The sequence below is a fragment of the Psychrobacter sp. KCTC 72983 genome (genome assembly GCF_014280455.1).
Taxonomy (GTDB): Bacteria; Pseudomonadota; Gammaproteobacteria; order Pseudomonadales; family Moraxellaceae; genus Psychrobacter; species Psychrobacter pacificensis.
Map to the genome: position 1 here is coordinate 2,468,149 of NZ_CP060390.1, position 22,524 is coordinate 2,490,672.

The 22,524-nt window shown below is 44.9% G+C and carries 19 protein-coding genes; 14 read left to right on the forward strand and 5 right to left on the reverse strand.

Features of this window, described 5'->3' with window-relative positions:
• The first annotated feature begins 187 nt into the window (after window positions 1–187).
• Window positions 188–739, forward strand: a complete 552-nt coding sequence (locus PSBA01_RS10600) for a hypothetical protein (protein WP_392397117.1) — start codon at window positions 188–190, stop codon at window positions 737–739.
• Between the two features lie 100 nt (window positions 740–839).
• Window positions 840–1,145: a hypothetical protein gene (locus tag PSBA01_RS10605; protein WP_186475518.1), complete on the forward strand. Its 306-nt coding sequence runs from the start codon at window positions 840–842 to the stop codon at window positions 1,143–1,145.
• A 121-nt stretch (window positions 1,146–1,266) separates the two neighbouring features.
• On the opposite strand, the gene PSBA01_RS10610 is transcribed toward PSBA01_RS10605, so the two are convergent.
• The gene (locus PSBA01_RS10610; protein WP_186474280.1) at window positions 1,267–1,746 is read right to left on the reverse strand and encodes a YkvA family protein; all 480 of its coding nucleotides are present in this window, start codon (window positions 1,744–1,746) and stop codon (window positions 1,267–1,269) included.
• 236 nt (window positions 1,747–1,982) lie between these two features.
• Between PSBA01_RS10610 and PSBA01_RS10615 the strand changes: the two genes are divergently transcribed.
• Complete coding sequence (locus PSBA01_RS10615; protein ID WP_186474282.1) at window positions 1,983–3,263, forward strand: LD-carboxypeptidase; 1,281 nt, start codon at window positions 1,983–1,985, stop codon at window positions 3,261–3,263.
• A gap of 27 nt (window positions 3,264–3,290) precedes the next feature.
• Here PSBA01_RS10615 and PSBA01_RS10620 read toward each other — a convergent pair whose 3' ends face one another.
• Window positions 3,291–4,301 carry a GlxA family transcriptional regulator gene (locus PSBA01_RS10620; RefSeq protein WP_186474284.1) on the reverse strand — a complete coding sequence of 337 codons (1,011 nt, stop codon included), beginning with the start codon at window positions 4,299–4,301 and terminating at the stop codon, window positions 3,291–3,293.
• 283 nt (window positions 4,302–4,584) lie between these two features.
• Between PSBA01_RS10620 and PSBA01_RS10625 the strand changes: the two genes are divergently transcribed.
• From PSBA01_RS10625 to arfB, 6 genes are all read left to right on the forward strand, one after another.
• On the forward strand, window positions 4,585–6,390 hold the full coding sequence (locus PSBA01_RS10625) for an acyl-CoA dehydrogenase (RefSeq protein WP_186474285.1): 1,806 nt from the start codon (window positions 4,585–4,587) through the stop codon (window positions 6,388–6,390).
• A gap of 22 nt (window positions 6,391–6,412) precedes the next feature.
• Entirely contained in the window at window positions 6,413–7,420 is a 1,008-nt protein-coding gene (locus tag PSBA01_RS10630; RefSeq protein ID WP_186474286.1) for an NADP-dependent oxidoreductase, read from the forward strand.
• Between the two features lie 3 nt (window positions 7,421–7,423).
• Window positions 7,424–8,206, forward strand: coding sequence for an SDR family NAD(P)-dependent oxidoreductase (locus PSBA01_RS10635; RefSeq protein WP_093068272.1), 783 nt, complete (start codon window positions 7,424–7,426; stop codon window positions 8,204–8,206).
• A 51-nt stretch (window positions 8,207–8,257) separates the two neighbouring features.
• The gene (locus PSBA01_RS10640; protein ID WP_186474287.1) at window positions 8,258–9,019 is read left to right on the forward strand and encodes an SDR family oxidoreductase; all 762 of its coding nucleotides are present in this window, start codon (window positions 8,258–8,260) and stop codon (window positions 9,017–9,019) included.
• A gap of 205 nt (window positions 9,020–9,224) precedes the next feature.
• Window positions 9,225–10,097, forward strand: a complete 873-nt coding sequence (locus PSBA01_RS10645) for an HpcH/HpaI aldolase/citrate lyase family protein (protein ID WP_186474288.1) — start codon at window positions 9,225–9,227, stop codon at window positions 10,095–10,097.
• A 58-nt stretch (window positions 10,098–10,155) separates the two neighbouring features.
• Window positions 10,156–10,569, forward strand: coding sequence for an alternative ribosome rescue aminoacyl-tRNA hydrolase ArfB (gene arfB / locus PSBA01_RS10650; protein WP_186474289.1), 414 nt, complete (start codon window positions 10,156–10,158; stop codon window positions 10,567–10,569).
• A 151-nt stretch (window positions 10,570–10,720) separates the two neighbouring features.
• Here arfB and PSBA01_RS10655 read toward each other — a convergent pair whose 3' ends face one another.
• On the reverse strand, window positions 10,721–12,589 hold the full coding sequence (locus PSBA01_RS10655; protein ID WP_186474291.1) for an autotransporter domain-containing protein: 1,869 nt from the start codon (window positions 12,587–12,589) through the stop codon (window positions 10,721–10,723).
• A gap of 342 nt (window positions 12,590–12,931) precedes the next feature.
• Window positions 12,932–14,131 carry a sugar transporter gene (locus PSBA01_RS10660; RefSeq protein ID WP_186474293.1) on the reverse strand — a complete coding sequence of 400 codons (1,200 nt, stop codon included), beginning with the start codon at window positions 14,129–14,131 and terminating at the stop codon, window positions 12,932–12,934.
• 707 nt (window positions 14,132–14,838) lie between these two features.
• On the opposite strand from PSBA01_RS10660, the gene PSBA01_RS10665 reads away from it, so the two are divergent.
• Entirely contained in the window at window positions 14,839–15,474 is a 636-nt protein-coding gene (locus tag PSBA01_RS10665) for a hypothetical protein (RefSeq protein ID WP_186474294.1), read from the forward strand.
• Window positions 15,475–15,567: 93 nt separating this feature from the next.
• On the opposite strand, the gene PSBA01_RS10670 is transcribed toward PSBA01_RS10665, so the two are convergent.
• Complete coding sequence (locus PSBA01_RS10670; RefSeq protein ID WP_058025725.1) at window positions 15,568–16,248, reverse strand: TetR/AcrR family transcriptional regulator; 681 nt, start codon at window positions 16,246–16,248, stop codon at window positions 15,568–15,570.
• Window positions 16,249–16,521: 273 nt separating this feature from the next.
• Between PSBA01_RS10670 and PSBA01_RS10675 the strand changes: the two genes are divergently transcribed.
• The 4 genes from PSBA01_RS10675 to PSBA01_RS10690 all read left to right on the forward strand — a co-directional run bounded on the left by PSBA01_RS10675 (window position 16,522) and on the right by PSBA01_RS10690 (window position 22,362).
• Window positions 16,522–17,673 (forward strand): acyl-CoA dehydrogenase family protein, encoded by a 1,152-nt coding sequence (locus PSBA01_RS10675; protein WP_186474295.1) that lies wholly within the window; start codon window positions 16,522–16,524, stop codon window positions 17,671–17,673.
• Between the two features lie 62 nt (window positions 17,674–17,735).
• Window positions 17,736–18,944 carry an acetyl-CoA C-acetyltransferase gene (locus PSBA01_RS10680; RefSeq protein WP_186474296.1) on the forward strand — a complete coding sequence of 403 codons (1,209 nt, stop codon included), beginning with the start codon at window positions 17,736–17,738 and terminating at the stop codon, window positions 18,942–18,944.
• A 72-nt stretch (window positions 18,945–19,016) separates the two neighbouring features.
• Window positions 19,017–21,206: a 3-hydroxyacyl-CoA dehydrogenase NAD-binding domain-containing protein gene (locus PSBA01_RS10685; RefSeq protein WP_228724569.1), complete on the forward strand. Its 2,190-nt coding sequence runs from the start codon at window positions 19,017–19,019 to the stop codon at window positions 21,204–21,206.
• Window positions 21,199–22,362, forward strand: a complete 1,164-nt coding sequence (locus tag PSBA01_RS10690; protein WP_228724570.1) for a CaiB/BaiF CoA transferase family protein — start codon at window positions 21,199–21,201, stop codon at window positions 22,360–22,362. The genes PSBA01_RS10685 and PSBA01_RS10690 overlap by 8 nt, the downstream gene beginning before the upstream one ends.
• Window positions 22,363–22,524 lie beyond the last annotated feature (162 nt).

A 22,524-nucleotide genomic window follows, 5' to 3' on the forward strand; every position in this document is an offset into this window, starting at 1 on the left:
GGCTCGCTAAAAAACGTCTACTTTTTAGCGAAAATGCTTTTAAAGAAGCCAATACCAGCGCGCTGTCTTTGTCACATTTGTCACAATAGTATCCACAGAAAATATTTGTAGATAGCTATTTGATAGTTTTCTTATGACAACGCGCTCAGTGCAAGTCTCCCATACATGACCGCAGGATAGCTTTATTATGTCTTTATGCTCAAGTATTTTTTATAAGCGACTGACGTATCTGATGCTCAGTGCTACGGCCAGCACAGTGCTCCTTTTGAGTGGCTGTAGTGATAGCAGTGATGCTCAGGCAGATACTGAGGTCGCGGCAACCGATTTATCTGTGTTTGCAGGCTGTTATACAGTGAGTCAAGACGAGCCTGCGCAAATAAAGGTTAGCCAACAAGAAGGCGCTTGGGTGATGCAGATGAAAGAGCCTGCAAGTGCTAGGCGTGTGTGGGATGAGCCTGAAGCGTTAGAAGTGATTAAAAATAGTGATATACCGCAGTTTTTTTCTATTGATCCAGATAATGTCGATGCGGTGATCGGGCGTCCTGATCGAGTGCTAGTATTGGCGCATGTCAAGCCTGCCTATGCCAATATCGACCCACTCTTAGACAGTGAGTATCTGTCTTATATTTACCGAGGTGCTAACACCATCTATCGAGTAGCGTGTGATGACGTCAATACCGATATATTGGCCAATCCACACGCCAACATCATTATCGATAATGTGAATGAGAGTAGTTAGATAAGTATTTCTCATAGGTAGCATAAATATCGTTGATGATCAATCGTATTTGTCCAAAACGATCTTGCTACAAGCCTTTAAATCAGTAGAGTCAAGCTATATGAATTTTTTTAGTTATGTCGTGTTAGGTGGGTTTTCTTATGCCGCGGGTTGGGCGATAAGAACGTATGTATTAGAAAAGCAGCCGAAGACTGACCAACCTTATAATCTCAAGCATCCTGCTATTTTGGCGTACTTGGCTGGGTTTTTTATCGTTATGCTGATTGTCTCTTGGTTGATTGGTCGCTATATTTTAGGTCATGTGGCGATTGACTTACCGTTTATCATCGTCAATAGTCTGGTTGCAACTTTCGTGTACTCGTTTGGCCTTAATCCAGAAAAAGCAAGCTACGATGTGCCGAATTAAAATCTGACGTTTGGAGGTTTAACCGTTCAGCGTCAGATTGATTAAAGCAACAAAAAAGCCACAACCAAGTGAGTGGCTGTGGCTTTTTTAAACTGCTAATTATCGGTTGAGACATAACTAGTTATGATGCTTTTTTGAGATCAGTACTGGTTTCATTGTTATCTTCTTCATCAGTGCTGTTTTTATCATGACTGATCTTGTCCGTGCGTTTGTCATTTTCCGATGTGCTTTTGGTGTCTGATTGTTCTTGTTTCCACGACTTGTATTTTTGCAAATCTTTTCTGGCCTGTTTTAAACAAAATTTAAGTACAAGTGCGTCATCGATATAGCCGATAAACGGAATAGAATCTGGGATAAGGTCAATAGGATTTAGTGTGTATATTGCCCCAACCACGCCAGCTGAGATGGTTCTAAAAGGAATCTTACGATAGTCACCTTTATAGTAGTCTTTGATTAGACTCATAAATAGCATCAAATCATCGCTAAAAGGTTCAAGATAACTATTGTCTTCTAGCTTTTCTTTAAGTTTGTCTTCTTTTCCAATCAAGTATTTCAAATTAGAAACGAGTGTTTTTTCTTTATCATTTTTCTTGGTAAACATAATTGTTGCCTTTATTTTTGTGCGATGAATTTGTATCTACAGTAACAAACATACTCGCCCCATGTTGTATGTCTCGGTAGCGAAAAAGTAAATATAGGTAAAGGCTTGGGTAACTTGACTGCTGGCAAGATGCGTTACAATGTTTGAGTATGACGGCGTCATTTGTGATGTGCGCTACTGCAAAAGATGACAATGTATAAATCATAAAAATAAAAATGTATAGGTAGCAACAACGTATGGGTTCAAAAATACCGTCCATCCAGCAATCAATAGAAGATAAAAACCTACAGTCAAACCTAGCTGATGAGCTTAATGTTGGCCTAAACCGTCGACAGTTTTTGCGCCGAATAGGTGTTGGCGCAGGTGCTGCGGCATTAGCAGCGCAAAGTATTCCTCACGCATTGGCTGCCAGCCTCATTGAGGCAGATAATAGCTCGCAGCTGACCAAAGACGATCTGCCGACTGCATTGTTGGATGAGCGCTCAGCGCAAACTTCTCTAATAACAAGCTGCACTACGCCCACGATTGAGACCAGACTGTTTGCCAGCTCCAATGTGGGCGGCAGTGATGAGCGCAATCAGTTGGCATTAGATCGCATGAGCTGTGCTGGGTTTAAAATAAGTAATCCCGATATCACCAATCGTCAATATTTGCGCTTTGCAGGTACGGACTCGCAGCGTGCCAGTGACTTCCAAAACCTCGCGACCGGAGCGATAGCAGCGCCAAAACTGCTGCTAGGTGTGCGCGGTGGTTATGGTGCGATGCGTATATTACCCATGGTTGATTGGACGACGCTTGGGCGTATTATGAAAGAGCGCGGCACGATACTCGCAGGGTTCAGTGATGTGACTGCGATCCAATGTGCGCTATTGGCGAAAGGGTCTATGAGTTCACTTGCGGCACCGATGCTTTATAGCGAGTTTGGCAAAACTGCGCCTGATCAAATCAGCTGTCGCCAGTTCGCCAAAGCCTTAACGGATTCTAATTTAACGATCACCATAAAAGATGCGTCTTTAACCAGTCAGCAACTGCCTACCATACTCACAGCGGGCGAGCCCAAAGTGCTCACTGGTACGATTTGGGGTGGCAACCTAAGCGTGGTGTCTGCGCTGGCAGGTAGCGAGTATTTACCGCGCATTGAGGGCAGTATTGTGTTTTTAGAGGATGTGGGCGAGCAGGCGTATCGTATTGAGCGTATGCTGTATGATTTGTATTTAGCGGGTGTGTTTAAAGGTCAACAAGCGATTGTGTTTGGGGCGTTGTCTGGTTCAGGTGAGGACAGCTATGACAAGCGTTATGATGTTGCCACAGTGATTCGTCAATTACATAAACTGACTGGATTACCAATTTATAGTGGCATGCGATTTGGTCATATTGGCAAAAAACACAGCTTTCCGCTTGGCGCAATGTGTCAACTGACGCCCAATATATCAGGCGGCTACCAGTTGTCCTTTAGCGATTATCCCACCATCAAGGCGGATGCTATCCATGTCGAAGGCCTATGGCAGAATATGTAAACATGCATGATCACTAACTAACAGACTCTAAATCGCCAGCCGTGAAAACTTATCTTGATATTCCTTAGGCGTCAACTCTGTTGCCCGTTTGAACAAGCGAGTAAACGAAGAGATATCGTCATAGCCGACTTGATCGGCAAGAGACTTGATACTCACATCCCCCAACTCGAGCAAGCGCTTGGCTTGCTCAATTCTCACTGCCTGAATATATTCAACGGGTCGCATCGCGACGCTGGCCTGAAAGCGTCTATTCAAAGTGCGTGGAGTGATATTTGCCATGGCAGCTAGGCTGCTGACTTGTATGGGCTGTTGAAAATTCTGCTCAATGAATTCTTGCACTTGTTTGACCAGCTGGTCTGCATGCGACTTGTGCAAGGTCACATTGGTATAGCTGTTTTGATTGCCTCGTTTGCTATCAATAATCTGAGTTTTTGCCATCTGGGTCGAGATCTCCCGCCCGCAGTAGCGCTCTATTAATAATAGCCCCAAATCATAAAAGGCGCTGCCGCCTGCCGCACAAAATATACTACCCAGCTCATCGCTTGCATGAGTGACAAACTGGTTCTCTTGTAAGTCCACCAGTGGAAAGTCTGCCTTAAATTTATTGGCATAGCCCCAATGGGTGGTGGCGACTTTATGATCTAATAACCCTGCCTCCGCCAAGAAAAAAGCCCCGCTACAATTGCTGGCAATATCCGCGTTGGTATTCGCCAGTCGCTTTAGGTGTGGTAGCAGCTCACGGTTTTGCCTGAGTACCTTGTCTATAGAATCGCCAATGGTGGGCACCAGCAACAAGTCGCACTCCGTGACATCTTGGATATCGCAGTGCGCTCGCATCATTAAGCGGTTGCTACATCTGATATCACCGCCGCCTAAGCTTGCGATCTGCACCTTAAACCTAGGTTCAACCGCTTCATTTGAAAATCGCTGCCAGCTGACCCCTGTAAATGAAAACAAATCTAAGGCACCAGCGAGCACGCTACCAAGCACACCATCGAAGCCAAGAACGATTACATTAAATGGTTTGAAATAGGGCATCAGTTACTCGCATCTGTTATTTTTCTCACTAATCATAACGTCCATAGGAGAAATTATTTCCAAATTTATGTCACATTTGACCATGATTATGTCATAAATGACAATACGGCAGTGCGCTAATTTAGATTAATATCAATTGATAAGCATTAACCCCCTTTGTTTTGCCTGACTCAATGATGCCGTAAATATCACAGATAGGGTCATGACAGAGGGTGATAATACAAACGGATTTGCCTGATTTACGATCGTTACATGTAATCAAGAGAAACTAAAAGAGACGACTATGGCCGCAGACACCCTTATCAACGACTTTGAATTACCGTTCCAGCTGTACGATGTGCTAGGAACACAAACCCTCACCAAACACGCAAAGTTCTCAGAGCACAGCCGCGAGACATTTGATGCGGTATTAGATACCGCAAATAAGATCGCAACAGATTTGTTCTTGCCGCACAATCATCTGGCAGACAAGAATGAGCCGCAGTTCGATGGCAAAAAAGTCAGCATGATCAGCGATGTCAAAGTCGCTTTTGATGCGTTTCGCGAGTCGGGCTTCATCGCTGGTCGTTACAGTTTTGAAGATGGCGGCATGCAACTGCCTGAGACAATCATGACCGCGGTGGCAGGCTATTTTATGGCAGCCAACCCGTCGACGACCGCCTATCCATTTTTGACCACTGCAGCCATCAATGTCATTTCTCACTTTGCCAGTGAGGATATCAAAGCCGCCTTTATGCCGCGTATGCTAACAGGCGAGTTCACTGGTACCATGGCGCTGACAGAGCCGCATGCAGGCTCGTCACTTGCTGACATCAAGACCACCGCTGTCAAACAAGACGACGGCTCGTACCGCATCAAAGGCAGCAAGATTTATATCTCAGCAGGGGACCATGAACTGTCTGACAATATCGTGCATTTAGTATTGGCCAAGATTCCAGGTGGCCCTAGTGGGGTAAAAGGCATCTCCTTATTTGCGGTGCCAAAGTACCGTTTGAACGATGATATGTCTGTCGGCGAGCGCAATGACGTGCATCTGACAGGACTGATTCATAAACTTGGCTATCGAGGGGCAACCTCGACGGCATTGAGCTTTGGTGACGCGGGCGATTGTTACGGCTACCTGATCGGTGATGAGCATTTTGGCCTGCGTTATATGTTCAAGATGATGAACGAGGCACGTATTGCGGTTGGGTTTGGCGCGGCGATGATTGGCTATCGCGGTTATCAGTATTCGCTCGATTACGCCAAAGATCGTACGCAGGGGCGCATTGCACCGAACAATAAACCTGAAGATGATGCGACTGCTATCATCCAGCATGGTGACGTAAAGCGTATGCTATTGGCACAAAAAGCCTATTCTGAAGGCGGTATTTCCTTGTGCTTATACGGCTCAAACCTAATTGACCGTATCAATACTTGCGAAGACGACACCCTAAAGAATGAGTTGACCGAATTGTTAGACCTCCTTACGCCCGTACTAAAAGCATGGCCGTCTGAATATGGGCCAAAAGCCAATGACTTGGGTATTCAAGTATTGGGCGGTGCTGGTTATACGCGTGAATATCATGCTGAGCAGTTTTGGCGTGACAATCGTCTCAATCCTATCCATGAAGGGACTAATGGCGTACAGGCATTGGATTTGTCATTCCGTAAGTTATGGCAAAAAGGTGGTCTTGGTATTCAAATATTAAAGCGTGAAATCACGCAAGATCTAGAAAATATCACCACGCCTGAGACTGCGGCACTCGCGGGTAAATTAACGCCTTACATGGGTCAGCTGCATGAAGTGCTGGTGCATCTAAGCAAAGTGTTGCAGACAGAAGAAGCCATTACGCTTACTGGTAACGCCCAAGCGCTGATGAATATTTTTGCCTCGATCGTGCTGAGCTGGATTTGGATTCGCCAAGCCAGTAAAGCTGAGCAGCTATTAAGCACGACGCAAGATATTGAGCAACAAAACTTTTATAAAGGCAAGATACAAGCGGCGAAGTACTTCATCGATTGGGAACTACCGTTGATTAACCGTGATATAGCCATTTTAAACAACACCAATTCTGTTTGCACTGATATGCAAGCGGACTGGTTCTAAGAACAACGCTAAGGAAAGAGCAATGACAACCATAAATAAGCAGTGGCGACTAAAAACAAGACCAGTTGGCGCACCAAGTGCTGAAACTTGGGAGTATACTGAGACAGAAATACCGACTATCACCGATGGTCAATTACTGATTAAAATTGATTATATCTCTATCGATCCTGCAATGCGCGGCTGGTTAAATGATGCCAAATCATATATCAAACCTGTCCAGATTGGGGACGTCATGCGTGCCGGTACGGTGGGCGAGGTGATTGAAAGTAAGCATGAGAAATTTGCCGTTGGGGATTATGTCGCAGGTCACGATGGCGTGCAGTCATATGCGGTCAGTGACGGCACAGGATTGCATAAAGTTGATCCAAATCTTGCACCGCTACCTTATTATTTAGGCGTACTTGGGATGCCGGGTATGACAGGGTATTTTGGTCTATTAAAAACAGGTCAACCAAAAGCAGGCGAGACCGTTGTGGTATCAGGTGCTGCGGGTGCCGTTGGTAGTTTGGTCGGTCAGATTGCCAAAATCAAAGGCTGCCGCGTCGTTGGTATTGCAGGCGGTAGCGAGAAATGCAAATTCTTAGTTGATGAGCTTGGGTTTGATGCAACGATCGATTATAAAAACGAAAACGTCAAAAAAGCCTTGAAGCAAACTTGTCCAAATGGCGTCGATGTCTATTTTGATAACGTTGGCGGTGACATCTTAAACGACGTACTTACTCAAATAAACCTACATGCGCGTATCGTCATCTGCGGTGCGATCAGTCAATACAACAACACGGAAGCCGTCAAAGGCCCATCGAACTATTTATCACTCCTGGTCAACCGCGCCCGTATGGAAGGCATTGTGGTGTTTGATAATATCAAAGAATATCCAATCGCCATGAAAGAGATTGCAGGCTGGATTCAGTCAGGCGACATCAAAGTAAAAGATCATATTGTTAAGGGGATTGAGACATTCCCTGATACGCTTATGATGCTCTTTAACGGTGAAAACTTCGGCAAACTGGTACTTAAAGTAGAGGAATAACTCATGACACTGAATACAAACGGAATTGCATCAGATGTAACGGGTAAGCGTATTTTGATCACAGGCGGCGCATCAGGCATTGGTGCGGCAAGCGCGCTGCTACTGGCCAGTCGCGGCGCAAAAGTCGTGATCGGTGATATGGCAGAAGAGATGGGTGAGTCTGTTGCCCAGCAAGGCCGAGATGCGGGCAACAGTATCGTCTTCAAAAAAGTAGACGTGACCAGTGGTGATGAAGTGCGTGCGTTGTTTGACTTTGCGGTAGAGACGCTAGGCGGTCTAGATGTGGTGGTCAATAACGCGGGTATCGACCACAAGCCTTCGCCCATGCATGAGCTGAGTGATGAGGACTTTGATCGCAATATCGCCGTCAATCTAAAAGGGGTCTGGCACTGCATGCGTGCCGCTGTCAATTGTATGATACCGAACGGCGGTGGTCATGTGATCAATGTGGCATCTATCGCTGGTCTGCGTTCTGCGCCCATGTTATCGGCTTACAGTGCCGCCAAACATGGCGTGATGGGTCTGACCAAGTCGGCAGCCCACGAGTACGCCCGCGCCAATATCCGTTTTAATGCAGTCTGTCCAAGCTTTATTGATACGCCAATGGTACGCAATACCATGGCAGCCATGAATGAACGCGCACAGCAAGCAACCGTCAAAGCCAGTCCGCTGCGCCGTTTAGGCGAGGTGGACGAGGTGTCTGCCGCGATTGCATGGCTCGCAAGCGACGAGAGCAGCTTTATGAATGGCCATGCCTTTACCTTGGATGGCGGCATGTTGGCATAATATTGAATTTTACGCTTACGTATATAGTGTTTAAAAATATAAGGAATAGTAATGAAGGATTTATTTGATTTAACCGGTAAAATTGCCCTAGTGACAGGTGCCAGTCGCGGTATTGGAGAGTCTATTGCCCGTCTGCTGGCCTCAAGAGGGGCACACGTGATTGTCTCTAGCCGCAAAATCGATGCTTGCCAAGCAGTAGCAAATAGCATAAAAGCTGACGGTCATAAAGCCAGTGCCTTTGCCTGTCATGTGGGAGACATGGAGCAAATTGATGCGGTTTTTGAGCATATTAAAAGTGAGTTTGGTCAAATTGATATCTTGGTCAATAACGCTGCAGCCAATCCGTATTATGGCCATATTTTAGATACTGACTTAGCCGCTTTTGATAAAACGGTTGAGGTCAACATTCGTGGTTACTTCTTTATGTCAACAGCCGCTGGCAAAATGATGAAAGAGCAAGGCGGCGGTGTTATATTGAATACGGCTTCGGTCAATGGACTGGTGGCAGGTGATAAGCAAGGCATTTACTCAATCACTAAAGCGGCAGTTATTAGCATGACCAAGGCCTTTGCCAAAGAATGTGGTCCACTTAATATCCGTGTGAATTCGTTATTACCAGGCCTGACGGATACCAAGTTTGCCTCGGCGCTAACGACCAATGATAAGGTCTTAAAAATGGCGCTACATTCGATCCCGCTAGGGCGAGTGGCAGAGCCTGATGAGATGGCAGGTACGGTGCTGTATCTCGTGTCGGATGCGTCAAGCTATACCACAGGCGCGACTATCGTTGTCGATGGTGGTATGCTGGCTTAATTAGCTAATCTATAAGACATAGGTTAGATAAGAAAGTAATTGTTTAAAACTGCATGAGATAAATTTTCATGCGGTTTTTTTGTTTTCATTTTTAATGAATTGCATAGCTACTCTTCCTACTTTGTCATTGAATAGACTATTAGTGCGAAGTAAAAATGGGCTATACCGTGGCATAATTAATTTAAATAACCAAAAGGAGTCAAATATGGACTCATTGACCAATCATAAAATAAATACTATTTCTCAAAATAAAACATGGCTATTTGTGCCAGCGACTCGCATCGATAGGATAGAAAAAGCCTTTGCTAGTGGCGCAGATGCCGTGATTGTGGATTTAGAAGATGCCGTTGCCAAACAAGACAAAGCGGCGGCTCGAGAGGCATTAAAAAACTACTACGATGAGCAAAATTCAAAGCAAACTTATCGGCCCATTTGGCTGCGTATCAATCAAGCAGGTAGCGAAGAGTTTTTCAAAGACATCGTGCTTTGTCAGAGAATGCCTAACTTGGCTGGTGTGTTATTGGCTAAGGCCGAGCGCGCCGAAGATATCGACAGCATACATCAGCTGACAGGTTTACCTGTAATCGCTTTGATAGAGAGTGCCATCGGGCTATACCAAATCGATAGCATGGCAAAAGCAGTAGGCTTGGCCGCTTTTAGCTATGGGTTTTTGGATCTGTGTAATGATCTACAAGTACAAGTAGGGACGCCATCAGCCGAGATAGTTGCCAATCAGATTCGCTATCAGCTTATTTTGACCTCAAAAGTACATCAGCTATCGCCGCCAATCGATACGATTTATCCTGATTTTAAAGATGAGTCAGGGTTAAGTAATCGAGTAAATTTGTGGTCAAAAATGGGTATGGCAGGGATGTTATGCATTCATCCTAAGCAAGTTGCCACTGTGCAGCAAGCCTTGCAGCCGATAGACAAAGCGCTTGCGTTTGCAACGCGGGTGATAGAAGAGTATGAGAAAAGCGGGCAAGCGGTGTTTAAAATAGATGGCGAGATGGTCGATGCGCCAGTGATTGCGCGCAGTCGTCAACTTTTGGAGAAGCAGCGGTTATTAGCAAAGTAGCAGGCAAAGCTATAATGCTTTATTATGAGCCATATCTATTTGTATATAAAAGCACACTATGATTTTTATCAATAACCATATTAGCCTCAATGATAATGAGGTAGAGATTAGTGCCATACGCGCACAAGGCGCAGGCGGGCAGAATGTCAATAAAGTCTCCTCTGCCATCCATCTACGCTTTAATATACATACCTCAAGCCTGAGTGATGCGTACAAACAACGATTGCTAGATAGCAAAGACAGCCGTATCACCAAAGAGGGCGTACTTATCATTAAAGCACAGCAGTTTCGTACGCAAGAGCGCAATAAAATCGATGTGCTTGAACGGCTGCAAAGCTTTATCAATAAAGCCACGCATGTCAATAAAACCAGACGGCCCACCAAACCAAGTCGGAATGCCAAACGCAAACGCGTCGATCAAAAAACTCAGCGCGGCAAAATCAAAGCTTTACGCGGTAAAGTAGATTTCTAGAGAATTTGTGATACTAGCTTTTGTCATTGAGAGGTTTTGCGACACAACAGCTATACAGCAAAAGTCATCGTAGGTTATGGCGGTTTTTGAGTTTATAGTGGTATAGGCGAGAAATCATCACCTATACCGTTATGCTAGATTAAATAGTTATTTAGAATGCGCCATTAAGTCCAATAAATAGGCTGGTTGAGTCATCGTCATCACCTTGTGAATGTGTGACACCAGCATTAGCGTTTAATAGACCAAAGTTTCTAGACACTCCAAGTGTCATGGCAACGTTATCATCATCAGTTTCGACCATAGGTGTCTCAAAACTAATATTAGATAGCGTATTCAAACTTGCCGTTACCGCTTCGCGATTGTCACTCAGCTGCTTTTGATAATGAATATCACCAAATAAGTTGAGGTTCTCCATCAAGGTATGATTGGCTTTGAGACCAATCTTGCCGTATGTCGTAGAGTACTTCTGCTCATCGAACTGCATGGCAACGCCAGACATCTCTTTTTCTTTGAGTCCGTCAATTTTTACGCGGCTCGCTGTTGCACCGATATAAGGTGTGACGGCAATATTACTTACCTGCAATGGGTAGCCTGCCTGCAGGTTGGCATAATAACGTTTACCATCAGCATTTGACTTGAACTGTTGTTGGTTGCTACCAAGTGTGACAGCACGTGTGACATCGACATCCATGTTGCCAAATCCTGCAGCACCATTTATCTGTAAGCCGCCAAACTTGTTGCTATGATAGACACCAAAACCAACTTCTCCCAGATCAATATCACTTAAACCTGTGCCGACATCTGAGTTTTCAAAGTCTTTTTGGGTGATGTTACCGTATAAGCCTGTCACAGCATTGGCTGAATTAGGATGAGCAAAATCTACACCAAGTAATACTTGGGTATTATTATCACTATCAAACCCTGCAATGTCTTGATTGGCGACTTCACCAACAGCCCATAGTGTACGAGCAGGTTTTTGCTCACTGCTTTGGATTTGGTTGACGTGTGACTGTAAGCGCTCATTGGTTGCAAGTCCGGTTGTCGTTGCAATATGTGGCAGCACACCGATTAGGCTGGGGGCAGTAACAACAGCATTTGCATAGTCGGCGATCAGTTGGTGGGTAGCACCTGTTGGATGAATGCTATCAGCGAAAAAGTAGGTTTCGTTGGCATCTGTTTCTACAAGAGTGTTGCGTCCACAAGTTAGAGAGCTATTGTTGTCACCACAAGCTTCATCGGTGACATTAGTGAAACCATACTGAGCAGGCGATGCAATGATTTCTTGAGTCAAGCTAAACATATCTAGCGGTATGATGTTCGCACCAGTAGCTGCTACGCCACTAAGCATAAATTGATTATATAGACTAGTAGCGCCAGTATTTTGCGCTTGTGCCACAGACCCTTGATCAATAGCTCTAGGCGTCAGCCCGATATCAGGAATATTAGGTACTAAAATGTAGTTTGCGCCATTGTCTTTTAGTGTGTTAATTGTTTCGGCCTGGCTCGCTACTGCGCCAAGTATCGTAGCTTGGGCATTAGCAGGATCTTCAGCCGCCGCAAGCAAGTCATTTGCACCTGCCCACACGACATAAAGTCCATTAGGATCTACTTGATTATTATCAATATAATTATTAACTTGGCTATTGGCAGAGGCCACCGGAATACCAAAAGCAGTGACATCTACGCCTGCTCTTGCACCACCAATTGCATAATTATTACCTGTCTGACTACCATCATAAGTATTGGCGACAGCAGTAGTACCTAGTTGTTCAGCGAATGACGTTGCCCATGTATTATCAGGGTTAGTAGTAAATTGACCTGACTCTTCAAGCCCAAACGCACCTTGAGTGAGGGGGCTAAAATATCCGCCATCCGTTAAACTGTCGCCAAAAAAGGTGACACTGTCATAAGCATTTGCGTGAGAAATACCAGCGATAGATAGGCTGATGGCAAGCATGCTTTTAGTGAAAGTTTTGAGAGTAGTATGACCAACTATGGAGCGAGCGGTATTACGGGGCATAGCGACATCCTTGTCATTAATGTAATAGATTGTCAATCGAGTGTAACTATTTTTTAGAAGGCTAGCAATCATTTTGATTACAACATCAAAAGAGTATTGTCTTATTTTTACAACTTTTGTATAGTCAATCAATATTAAAAGTGGTGCAAGGCGGACGAGTGCAAGTACTACAGTAGTAGGCTAAACGAGTCTAACGCTGTAACACTTTAATAGTGGTTCGACCATATCCTTAAAAGAAATCTAGCAAGCTTTGCAAGGCTGTACTATTACCTAACCATTTTATTACATACATCACTACTTTTAATCATTCACAAAGCATCGTTATCAATAGATAGATTACACTTAGCCAAGTCGCCGACTCAACTCAGGGAAGCGTTTTATCATAAATAACATTAGGAGCAGAGCGATACTCGCAATAGCCGCGCCGACATAACCCACGCTTGATATCGAGATATGCGTCACTGCATAGCCACCAAATAGCGCACCTGTACCAATACCTAAATTGATAATACCTGAGAACATCGCCATCAGCATGTCTTGTGCATTGACATCGACCATGATGACTTTTGCCTGCATTGAGATAATCAGTAGCATGAGTGCCGCGCCCCAAAGCAGTGCACTAACACTAAGCGCCCAAACAGAGGTCACGACAAACAGCAATGTTAGCATAGAGACAAGTATTAATATCGTAGATACCAGCATCAATTGGGTGTTATATCTATCACCCCAACGACTGAATATCACACTGCCCACAATGCCTGCTGCCCCAAACAGTAGTAGCACAAAAGTAGCTGCGTTTTCGCTGATATTACCGACCTGACGCATAAAGGGTTCTATGTAAGAGTAGGCCGTATAATGTGCGGTAAAGACGAGCAAGATAAGCAAATATAGACAGACCAGTAAAGGGTTCTTGAGTAGTTCTGGAATCTTTCTAAAAGACCCCTCAAACATACTTGGTAAGGTAGGTAATAGTCTCGCTTGCAAAATAAAGACGACAAGCGCAATGACACCAATGCCGCCAAATGTCGCGCGCCAACCAAACCATTGACCAACCAACCGTCCCAACGGCACACCGAGTACCATCGCAAGCGACGTCCCAGTCGCGAGCACACTCAGCGCCATGGCTTTCTTGCCTTCGGGTGCCACACGTATGGCGATTGCTGCTGTGATGGACCAAAATATCGCATGCGACAGCGCAATCCCAACTCGGCTAATGAGCAGTACGTCAAAACTCCATGCAAATACAGATAGCACATGACTGGCAATAAAGACGGCAAACAGCCCTAAGAGTAACCGTTTGCGCTCAAATCGACTGGTCAATAGCATCAGCGGTAATGACATCGCTGCCACAATCCAAGCATAGAGCGTCAACATCCAGCCCGTTTCTGCCGTTGTGATAGAGAAGTCTTGGGCGATATCGCTCAATAGTGCCACAGGGACAAATTCTGTGGTGTTCATAATAAAGGCACTAACGCCCATCAAAAATACTTGAAAATACTGAGTTCGGCGAGCGTTCGCGCTCGCCTCAAGGTTATTTTTCATAAAATCCAATACAAAGCAGGTGCTAGGGCGTGTCCCTAATTCAAACGTTTATCACTAAATGGGCTAAAAATGGCTAAATCTTTGACAAACGGCGTCAAATAGCTAGTCAATATCTCGATATTAACCAGCTATTTTCCTTGTTTGCCTGCGATTTATATCATTTTTATCACCATTTTTAAAATAGGGACACGCCCTAATACAGCGGGTGACAAGTCAAGGTGGGGCAGGTATTCTTGGAATACAAGCGTCGCGAGGCAAGATAGCAAGCCAAAGTCGATTGTAAAAGATGTTTTTTGATAAGGATTGTTAACCTAAAGCTTAGTATGAAAGGCCTAGGAAAAGAGAGTTAATAAAAATACGCAATAGATATAGGAAAATAAAATTCAATATGATGTGCTTTTAATTTAAAAACCTAACCATTTACTATTGAAAAATAAGTAAACATATCGGTATTTATTTTCTGCTATCTGTTGTGCTATCATCATTGAACGATCTATCGTGGGTTTAACAGTTTTGTTATCGCCGTCCGTGACAACCGTTTCATGGCAGCGTGATAAACCTTGCAACTTCCAGCACGATATAAAATAACCTTGGTAAAGCGCATGAGCCTGTACTCCGACAACCTCATTTGTGCCTGATTTTTTGCCTATTTGGGCGTATATCAACCTTTTTCGTCGGAGTTATAGGAGTCTAAGGTGTTCAATATCATGAGCCACATTGCCAACCAATCTCAATATACCCGTCGTTATCACCCACGCCATCTCTTAGCACAATATGCGATCAATCAGATAGCCACACTTGAGCTACGTTCGCAAGATATTGTCAGCGCCATGGGTTATCCTATCAAGCATACCATTCCTGCCTGTGACCGCCTGCGCCATGTACTGTCGCATAGGTATCTTGGACTTGATAGCAGCTATATGGACAAATACTTTACCGCTGATGAGTTTTTAGCAAAACTATTTGCCGTGCTTGAGATACCGTATCAGCCATTCGCAGAAGATATTGCTCAGATTAAAAATGACTTGGCGAATTACTCTAATACGCTACCCAGCTATAGCTTACGAGCAGAAGTGGATTTCACATTTACGAGTGCCGATAATTGGATATCTCGTGGCGCGGCTTCACGTTTTGCCCAAGTGCATTTACCTAGTGGTTTTGCCAAACTAGACGATGCTACGCGCGAATCAGTGATTCAAGACAGCATCTGTGAGCATTATCAGCAGTATGAGGGCAGTTTGCCATACGACGGTATCATCAAAGGCTATCGACTGACGATTGAACAAAACAACCATATAGTCGACCATGCAGATTATGGCTTACCAAAATCCAGCAGTATCTAAAATGCTGTGAGTATATGAAGAGTGTAATAATCTAAGCTCATCGACTAAGAAGCCTTAGTATAAATTAGAAGACTCAGTATAAAAAGCCTCACTTTATCGTGGGGCTTTTTGGTTCTTTGCATTAAATTTTTTGTTTAATGCTTCAGGTTTAGAGATGGCGCGCCATAAAATCACAAATAGCGCATCAAACTCTGCGTTTAATGGCGTCTCTGTTTGGCGAATGGTATGCATTAAGCCAAGTCGACTAATAAACCCCATAAACACATCGAAGAGTATGTGCAGTGGGACAGTGTCATTGAGCACCCCACGATTTTGACCATCTTCTAATACCGCCAAAAACGCGCCAATTAACTCTTTGTTTTCATAGATCGCGATATTACGTATACGCGAGGCCGACACAGAAGACAGCACCATCACCGCATCTGGATGCGAGTCTACAAAATCAAAGCAGACCCACAGCGTCTTACGTAGACGATCTTGTACGCTATCAATCCCTTGCAGATGATCCATAATCCGAGCGGCTAATCTGCCGAGCACAATATCCATAATGGTATAAAACAGCGTTTGCTTGTCCCCGAAGTACTTGTAGAGCGTTTGCAAGGAAACATTTGCAGACTTTGCAATCTGCGCCATCGTCACCTCATTAGCATCAAATCCTGCAAAGACTTTACGAACGGCTTGCTCAATTTTATCCAAAGTTGCGGGCCGCATATCGGATAGGGGCGCTAGCGATCGCGTTTGCGTAGGGCTATCTGACTGATTAAAGGTTTTCATATTTATCGCTTCTCAAGGTATGAGCTATTTAATATGTCCTACCAATTGAATAAATTGCTGACTAATTCTCATCATTAAATTAATGAGTAATTTGAATTACCATTTTTATTTAATGGATTGCGAAGTGGTTTTTCATAGCCTAGTATAAGACTCATATATTAATAAATACAAAGAATTTATGGTATGTCTATAACGGTAATATATATTACCATAAATTCTAAGAAGGACTTAGATATAGCTGTTATTCATACAATATTGTCAAGGATAGACATCATGAGTATCGAAAAATTTACCCCAAACTGGATGACCGAAGAACATCAGATGGTGTATGACAGCGCCTTGAAAATGTTTCAATCTTGGGAGCCAAAGGATGAGCAGTGGCGCAAAAATGGCATGATCGATCGTGCTGCGTGGGAAGAGGCGGGCGAGATGGGGTTTTTGTGTGCGGCAATACCAAGCGAGTATGGCGGCGGCGGCGGGGATTTCGGTCACGAAGCCGCACTCATCTACGCACAGACTGAGGCCAATCAGTCAGGATTTGGCGGTATGGTGCATTCAGGTATTGTCGCGCCTTATATTTTAGCCCATGGTACTGAAGCACAAAAACAAGCGTGGTTACCAAAAATGGCAACGGGCGAATATATTGGCGCTATCGCCATGACTGAGCCTGGCACTGGCTCCGACCTACAAAACATCAAAACCTATGCAGTAAAAGACGGTGATGATTACATTATCAATGGCTCTAAGACTTTTATCACTAATGGTCAGCACGCCAATCTTATCTTATTAGCATGCAAAACAGATCGTGAAAAAGGCGCGCAAGGTGTCTCACTTATCATTGTAGAAACCGATAAAGTAGAAGGGTTTGAACGTGGGCGCAATCTCGATAAGATTGGTCTGACCTCTCAAGACACCTCAGAGCTTTTCTTTAGCAATGTCCGTGTACCGCAAACCAACCTGTTGGGTACGGTAGAAGGTATGGGCTTTATACAGATGATGCAAGAGCTGCCACGTGAGCGCCTCATCATTGCGCTATCAGGGGTCGGCTCAATGAAGCTGGCTATCAATCTAACACTAGATTATGTAAAGGGCCGTGAAGCCTTTGGCAAACCTATTTGGAAGTTTCAAAATACCCGTTTTAAGATGGCTGAATGCTATGCCGATTATCTTGCTGCCAGTACCATGTGTGATGCGGCAGTCGATGCGATGTTAGATGGCAAACTGTCTGTACCGCATGCTTCATTGATCAAATACTGGGTCACCGAAAAACAGTGCGAAGTCATCGATGAATGCGTGCAACTGTTTGGTGGCTATGGCTATATGACCGAGTATCCTATCGCCCGCTTATATGCTGATGCGCGCGTGCAAAAAATCTATGGCGGCACCAATGAGATTATGAAAGAGCTGGCTTCACGCTTTATGTAAACGCTTATATTATAAAACTACGATAGTTATTGTTTATTTAAAAAATAAAAAAAGGATTTTTTATGACTGAGACTGCTTACATTTATGATGCTATCCGCACGCCACGCGGCAAAGGAAAAAAGGACGGCTCTTTGTATCAGGCGTCACCAATTTGGCTGACACGTACCTTATTAAAGGAGATGGTGCAGCGTCATAACTTGGATACCAGTTTGGTCGATGATGTGGTGCTTGGCTGCGTGACCCCAGTGGGCGAGCAAGGCTCTGATATTGCGCGTATCGCCGTCATTGATGCTGGTTGGGCACAAAGTGTGGCAGGTCTTACCTTGTCTCGTTTTTGTGCCTCTGGTCTAGAATCTATCAATCTGGCAGCGGCCAAAATCATGTCAGGTATGGAAGACATGGTGGTGGCGGGCGGTGTTGAGTCAATGAGCCGTGTGCCGATGGGCTCTGATGGCGGTGCTTGGTACATGGATCCGCGCGTCAATGAAGCGACGCATTTCGTACCGCAAGGGGTGGGCGCAGATACCATTGCAACGCTTAAAGGCTTTAGCCGTAGCGATGTCGATGCTTTTGCCACCGAATCACATCGCCGCGCGGCACAGGCTTGGGAGAACGGCTATTACGACAAATCTGTTGTCCCTGTCACCGATATCAACGGCATGATGCTATTGGATAAAGACGAAACCATCCGTCCTAATACCAATGTCGAAACCTTAGCGGGTCTTAAACCTTCTTTTATTATGCCGGGAAAAATGGGCTTTGATAGTGTGATATTAGACCGATACACCACGATTGAAACCGTCAATCATGTGCATCATGCGGGTAATTCTTCTGGCATCGTTGATGGGGCGGCGATTTGTTTGGTCGGTAGCGCGGCGGCTGGGCAAAAAGCAGGACTAAAACCACGCGCCAAAATCACAATGGCCTCAGTCATTGGTTCAGAGCCTGCCATTATGCTGACAGGCCCAACGCCAGCTTGCCAAAAAGCCCTCGATAAAGCGGGCATGCAAGCCTCTGACATAGACCTTTGGGAGATTAATGAAGCATTCGCTGCTGTGCCGATGAATACCGCTGATGATTTTGGAATCTCGCTTGATATTGTCAACGTCAATGGTGGTGCAATCGCTATGGGTCATCCGCTTGGGGCAACGGGCGCGATGCTAATGACGACAGTCCTTGATGAGTTGGAACGCCGCGACTTACAGACTGCTATGATTACGCTATGTGTGGGCGGTGGTATGGGAATTGCCACTATTATCGAGCGTGTTTAACCTTTCTCTAAAATAGACTGAAAACCAATTAGACTAAAACGCAATATACAAAGAATCATTTAAGGGATAAAAATGATGACAAATAACCAAACAGTAGATAGCGTAATAGCCATTAACGCATTAGATAACTTCTCCGCCCAGCGTGATGACGAGGGTGTCGTCACCGTTACGATTGACCAAAGCAAACGCAAAATGAATGTCATTGGTGATGGCTTTACGGAGGCATTCGCCACGATAGTTGATAGTTTTATCAATGATGACGCCGCCACAGGCTTAATTCTCACATCGGCCAAAGACACCTTTGTGGTTGGCGCAGATATTGATCAATTGAACCAGATAGAGACAGCGGAGCAAGCATTTACATTGACCGAGGAATTAAAAGGGAGTCTGCGTACGCTTGAGACCTCAGGTAAACCCGTCGTCGCTGCTATGACAGGAACCGCATTAGGCGGTGGTTTAGAGTTGGCACTTGCCTGTCATTATCGTATTGCCATTGACACGCCTAAGACCAAGCTTGGTTTGCCTGAGGTGAAACTGGGCTTGTTACCTGGCGGCGGCGGTACTCAGCGCTTACCAAGGTTGGTCGGTATTCAAGTAGCACTGGAGCTGATGACGCAAGGCAAAGAATTACGACCAGCAGCGGCAAAAGATATTGGACTTATTGATGCAACGGCTACTGATCGAGCAGATATGCTGAAGCAAGCTAAAGACTGGATTCAAAGTAATCCAAGTGCGCAGCAATCATGGGATAAGAAAGGTTTTAAAATTCCTGGCGGCGATAGTAAGCATCCAAAGGTAGTGCCTATATTCTCTATCGCCCCAGCCATGGCTAATCAAAAATCACATGGTAACTATCCTGCGATCACTCATATCATGTCTTGTGTGTTTGAGGGCTGCTTGGTAGATATCGATACAGGGCTAGAAATTGAGTCGCGTTATTTTGCCGCTTGCGTACTGTCAACTGAATCTAAAAACATGATTAACACCTTATGGACGCAGCTGAATAGCATCAAAAAAGGTCAGTCTCGACCTCAAGGGTTTGAGCAGACCCAAACCAAAAAAGTCGGTATCTTAGGGGCTGGCATGATGGGCGCTGGCATCGCTTATGTCACTGCCAAAGCAGGGATAGACGTCGTGCTATTGGACACGGAAATTGCCAATGCAGAAAAAGGCAAAGCGTACTCTGCTAATATTTTGGATAAAGCCATCAGCCGAAAGCGCGCTACCGAAGAGAAAAAACAAGCTCTCCTAAAACGTATCACGCCAACCGTCTCTTACGATGATTTAGCTGGTTGTGATCTCATCATCGAAGCGGTGTTCGAAAATCGAGAAATCAAAGCCAAATGTACCCAGCAGAGTGAAGCAGTGATTTCAAACATGGCTATTTATGCGTCTAATACCTCAACACTACCGATTACTGGGCTAGCAAAAGCCAGTACACGACCAAACCAGTTTATCGGTCTGCATTTTTTCTCGCCAGTAGATAAGATGCCGCTCGTTGAGATTATCGTAGGCGCGCAAACTGATGATGAAACGTTGGCCAAAGCCTTTGATTATGTTGTGCAAATAGGCAAAACGCCTATCGTCGTCAATGACAGTCACGGCTTTTATACCTCGCGGGTATTTGGCACCTATGTATCAGAGGGTATCGCAATGCTAGGAGAGGGTGTGCATCCGCGTAGCATCGAAGTTGCCGGACTAAAAACAGGTATGCCGATGCCACCCTTAGCATTACAAGATGAAGTGTCGTTAAGCCTAGCATTACATGTCAGCGAGCAACAGCAGGTAGATATGGCAGCCGAAGGCAAGTCTGTTGCTGTGCGCCCTTCTTACGAGATACTAAAGACGCTGGTCAATGAGCATGGGCGCGAGGGCAAGAAAAATGGCAAAGGGTTTTATGATTATCCAGAAGACGGTGATAAGCATCTATGGCCTGAGTTGATAAACTTATATCCGCCAAAGTCAGCGCAACCGTCGCAGCAAGATTTGGTGGATCGTTTGATGTTTATTCAAGCCAATGAATCTGCCAAATGCTATGAGGAAAACGTCGTGCGCTCAGTTGCCGATACCAATATAGGGTCTATCTTTGGCTGGGGGTTTGCACCGCAGCACGGGGGCACGCTACAGTTTATCAATGCAATGGGCGTCAATGAATTCATCAAACGTAGTTGCGAGCTTGCGGCAACATACGGCGAACGGTTTGAGCCTGCTCAGATTTTGCTAGATATGGCAGCCAAAGGCGAGGCGTTCTCCGATGACTGACATGCATGTATCAAATCATGATCAAATGGCAGATTGTCTACAAGGGTTACGAGTGATCGATCTGACTCGTAACCTGCCTGGGCCATTTGCCACGCGCCTGCTTGCGGATTTGGGCGCGGACGTCCTTAAAATCGAACCCAAACAAGGTGATCCTGCTCGCGTATTTGGTGAGCTATTCGCAGCTCTAAATCATGGTAAGACGACTGAAAAGCATGATTTTCATGATCCCGAAGCGATTGCAATTATAAAGGCTCACCTTAAGGAAGCTGATGTGATGTTGGACAGCTTTCGCCCAGGTGTCTTGGCAGAGATGGGACTAGATACTAAGACCTTGCATGTCATCAACCCAAAGCTGGTAATGGTATCTATTACTGGCTATGGTATCGCAGGCAGTTACGCAAAAGAAGGTGTCTACTTAGAAAGTGCTGAGCCAAAAAATAGCTCTCAAATAAATCATAATTGGTCTGATAAGGCCGGTCATGATATTAATTTTATGGCTATGAGTGGTGTGCTTGATCAGTTAAAAACAGCTCAGGGTGAGCAGGCTATGCCCAATATCCAGTTTGCGGACTTGGCAGGTGGTAGTGATACAGCAGTGATAGCACTGTTGGCTGCTGTATTTGCCGCGCAGCGTACTGGCAGAGGACGACACATTGCTATTAGCATGACGCACAGTTTGTACAATCATATGGTTATGCCAAAGGTGACGGGTAAGCTAATCAGTCGTTTTTCAGGTGACAATTCAAATAGTGCTTCAAATAATACTTCAAGTACAGCTCCCATGCCACAGCATGACTTTTTAGGCGGTGCATTACCATGTTATCGACTGTACCAAACCGCTGACCAGCGACATATGGCGGTTGGTTCGTTAGAGTTGAAATTTTGGCAAGGTCTATGTGAGGTATTGGGTTTGCCAGCGCTTAAAGACGTACACTGGCAGCGTGGTGTTATGCCAACTATGCCTGAGAGTCAAACAGCCACCAAAACGATGGTGGAGACATTCGCCAGTCAAACGCTTGAGCATTGGCAACGTGTATTTGCAGCAACGGATGTCTGTGTGACCCCCGTGCTCAATCTACAGGAAGCAAAGCTTCACCCATTATTTGCGCATCAAGATGAATATCAGGCAACCTCAGGATGGCAGCAAATTAGCTAGTCACTGGTATGGAGATACCTTTTTAGTCTGTGTTATTTAGCCTGTCTATCTAAAATTGCCTGGATAAGAGACAATATAGTGAAACCATTATAAAAATGGTATAGCAAGATTAAACGCTATTTTTCGCAGCCTCTGGAGACGCAGTCACAGCAAGCAAGAAAA

What these genes read in the sequence shown, in the direction of transcription:
- PSBA01_RS10615 (WP_186474282.1), top strand. Translation starts at nt 1,983, where the DNA reads ATGGGTTCAAAAATACCGTCCATCCAGCAATCAATAGAAGATAAAAAC.
- PSBA01_RS10630 (WP_186474286.1), top strand. Translation starts at nt 6,413, where the DNA reads ATGACAACCATAAATAAGCAGTGGCGACTAAAAACAAGACCAGTTGGC.
- PSBA01_RS10655 (WP_186474291.1), bottom strand. Translation starts at nt 12,589, where the DNA reads ATGCCCCGTAATACCGCTCGCTCCATAGTTGGTCATACTACTCTCAAA.
- PSBA01_RS10600 (WP_392397117.1), top strand. Translation starts at nt 188, where the DNA reads ATGTCTTTATGCTCAAGTATTTTTTATAAGCGACTGACGTATCTGATG.
- PSBA01_RS10685 (WP_228724569.1), top strand. Translation starts at nt 19,017, where the DNA reads ATGATGACAAATAACCAAACAGTAGATAGCGTAATAGCCATTAACGCA.
- PSBA01_RS10680 (WP_186474296.1), top strand. Translation starts at nt 17,736, where the DNA reads ATGACTGAGACTGCTTACATTTATGATGCTATCCGCACGCCACGCGGC.
- PSBA01_RS10645 (WP_186474288.1), top strand. Translation starts at nt 9,225, where the DNA reads ATGGACTCATTGACCAATCATAAAATAAATACTATTTCTCAAAATAAA.
- PSBA01_RS10620 (WP_186474284.1), bottom strand. Translation starts at nt 4,301, where the DNA reads ATGCCCTATTTCAAACCATTTAATGTAATCGTTCTTGGCTTCGATGGT.
- PSBA01_RS10625 (WP_186474285.1), top strand. Translation starts at nt 4,585, where the DNA reads ATGGCCGCAGACACCCTTATCAACGACTTTGAATTACCGTTCCAGCTG.
- PSBA01_RS10675 (WP_186474295.1), top strand. Translation starts at nt 16,522, where the DNA reads ATGAGTATCGAAAAATTTACCCCAAACTGGATGACCGAAGAACATCAG.
- PSBA01_RS10665 (WP_186474294.1), top strand. Translation starts at nt 14,839, where the DNA reads ATGAGCCACATTGCCAACCAATCTCAATATACCCGTCGTTATCACCCA.
- PSBA01_RS10640 (WP_186474287.1), top strand. Translation starts at nt 8,258, where the DNA reads ATGAAGGATTTATTTGATTTAACCGGTAAAATTGCCCTAGTGACAGGT.
- PSBA01_RS10605 (WP_186475518.1), top strand. Translation starts at nt 840, where the DNA reads ATGAATTTTTTTAGTTATGTCGTGTTAGGTGGGTTTTCTTATGCCGCG.
- PSBA01_RS10610 (WP_186474280.1), bottom strand. Translation starts at nt 1,746, where the DNA reads ATGTTTACCAAGAAAAATGATAAAGAAAAAACACTCGTTTCTAATTTG.
- PSBA01_RS10660 (WP_186474293.1), bottom strand. Translation starts at nt 14,131, where the DNA reads ATGAAAAATAACCTTGAGGCGAGCGCGAACGCTCGCCGAACTCAGTAT.
- PSBA01_RS10690 (WP_228724570.1), top strand. Translation starts at nt 21,199, where the DNA reads ATGACTGACATGCATGTATCAAATCATGATCAAATGGCAGATTGTCTA.
- PSBA01_RS10670 (WP_058025725.1), bottom strand. Translation starts at nt 16,248, where the DNA reads ATGAAAACCTTTAATCAGTCAGATAGCCCTACGCAAACGCGATCGCTA.
- PSBA01_RS10635 (WP_093068272.1), top strand. Translation starts at nt 7,424, where the DNA reads ATGACACTGAATACAAACGGAATTGCATCAGATGTAACGGGTAAGCGT.
- arfB (WP_186474289.1), top strand. Translation starts at nt 10,156, where the DNA reads ATGATTTTTATCAATAACCATATTAGCCTCAATGATAATGAGGTAGAG.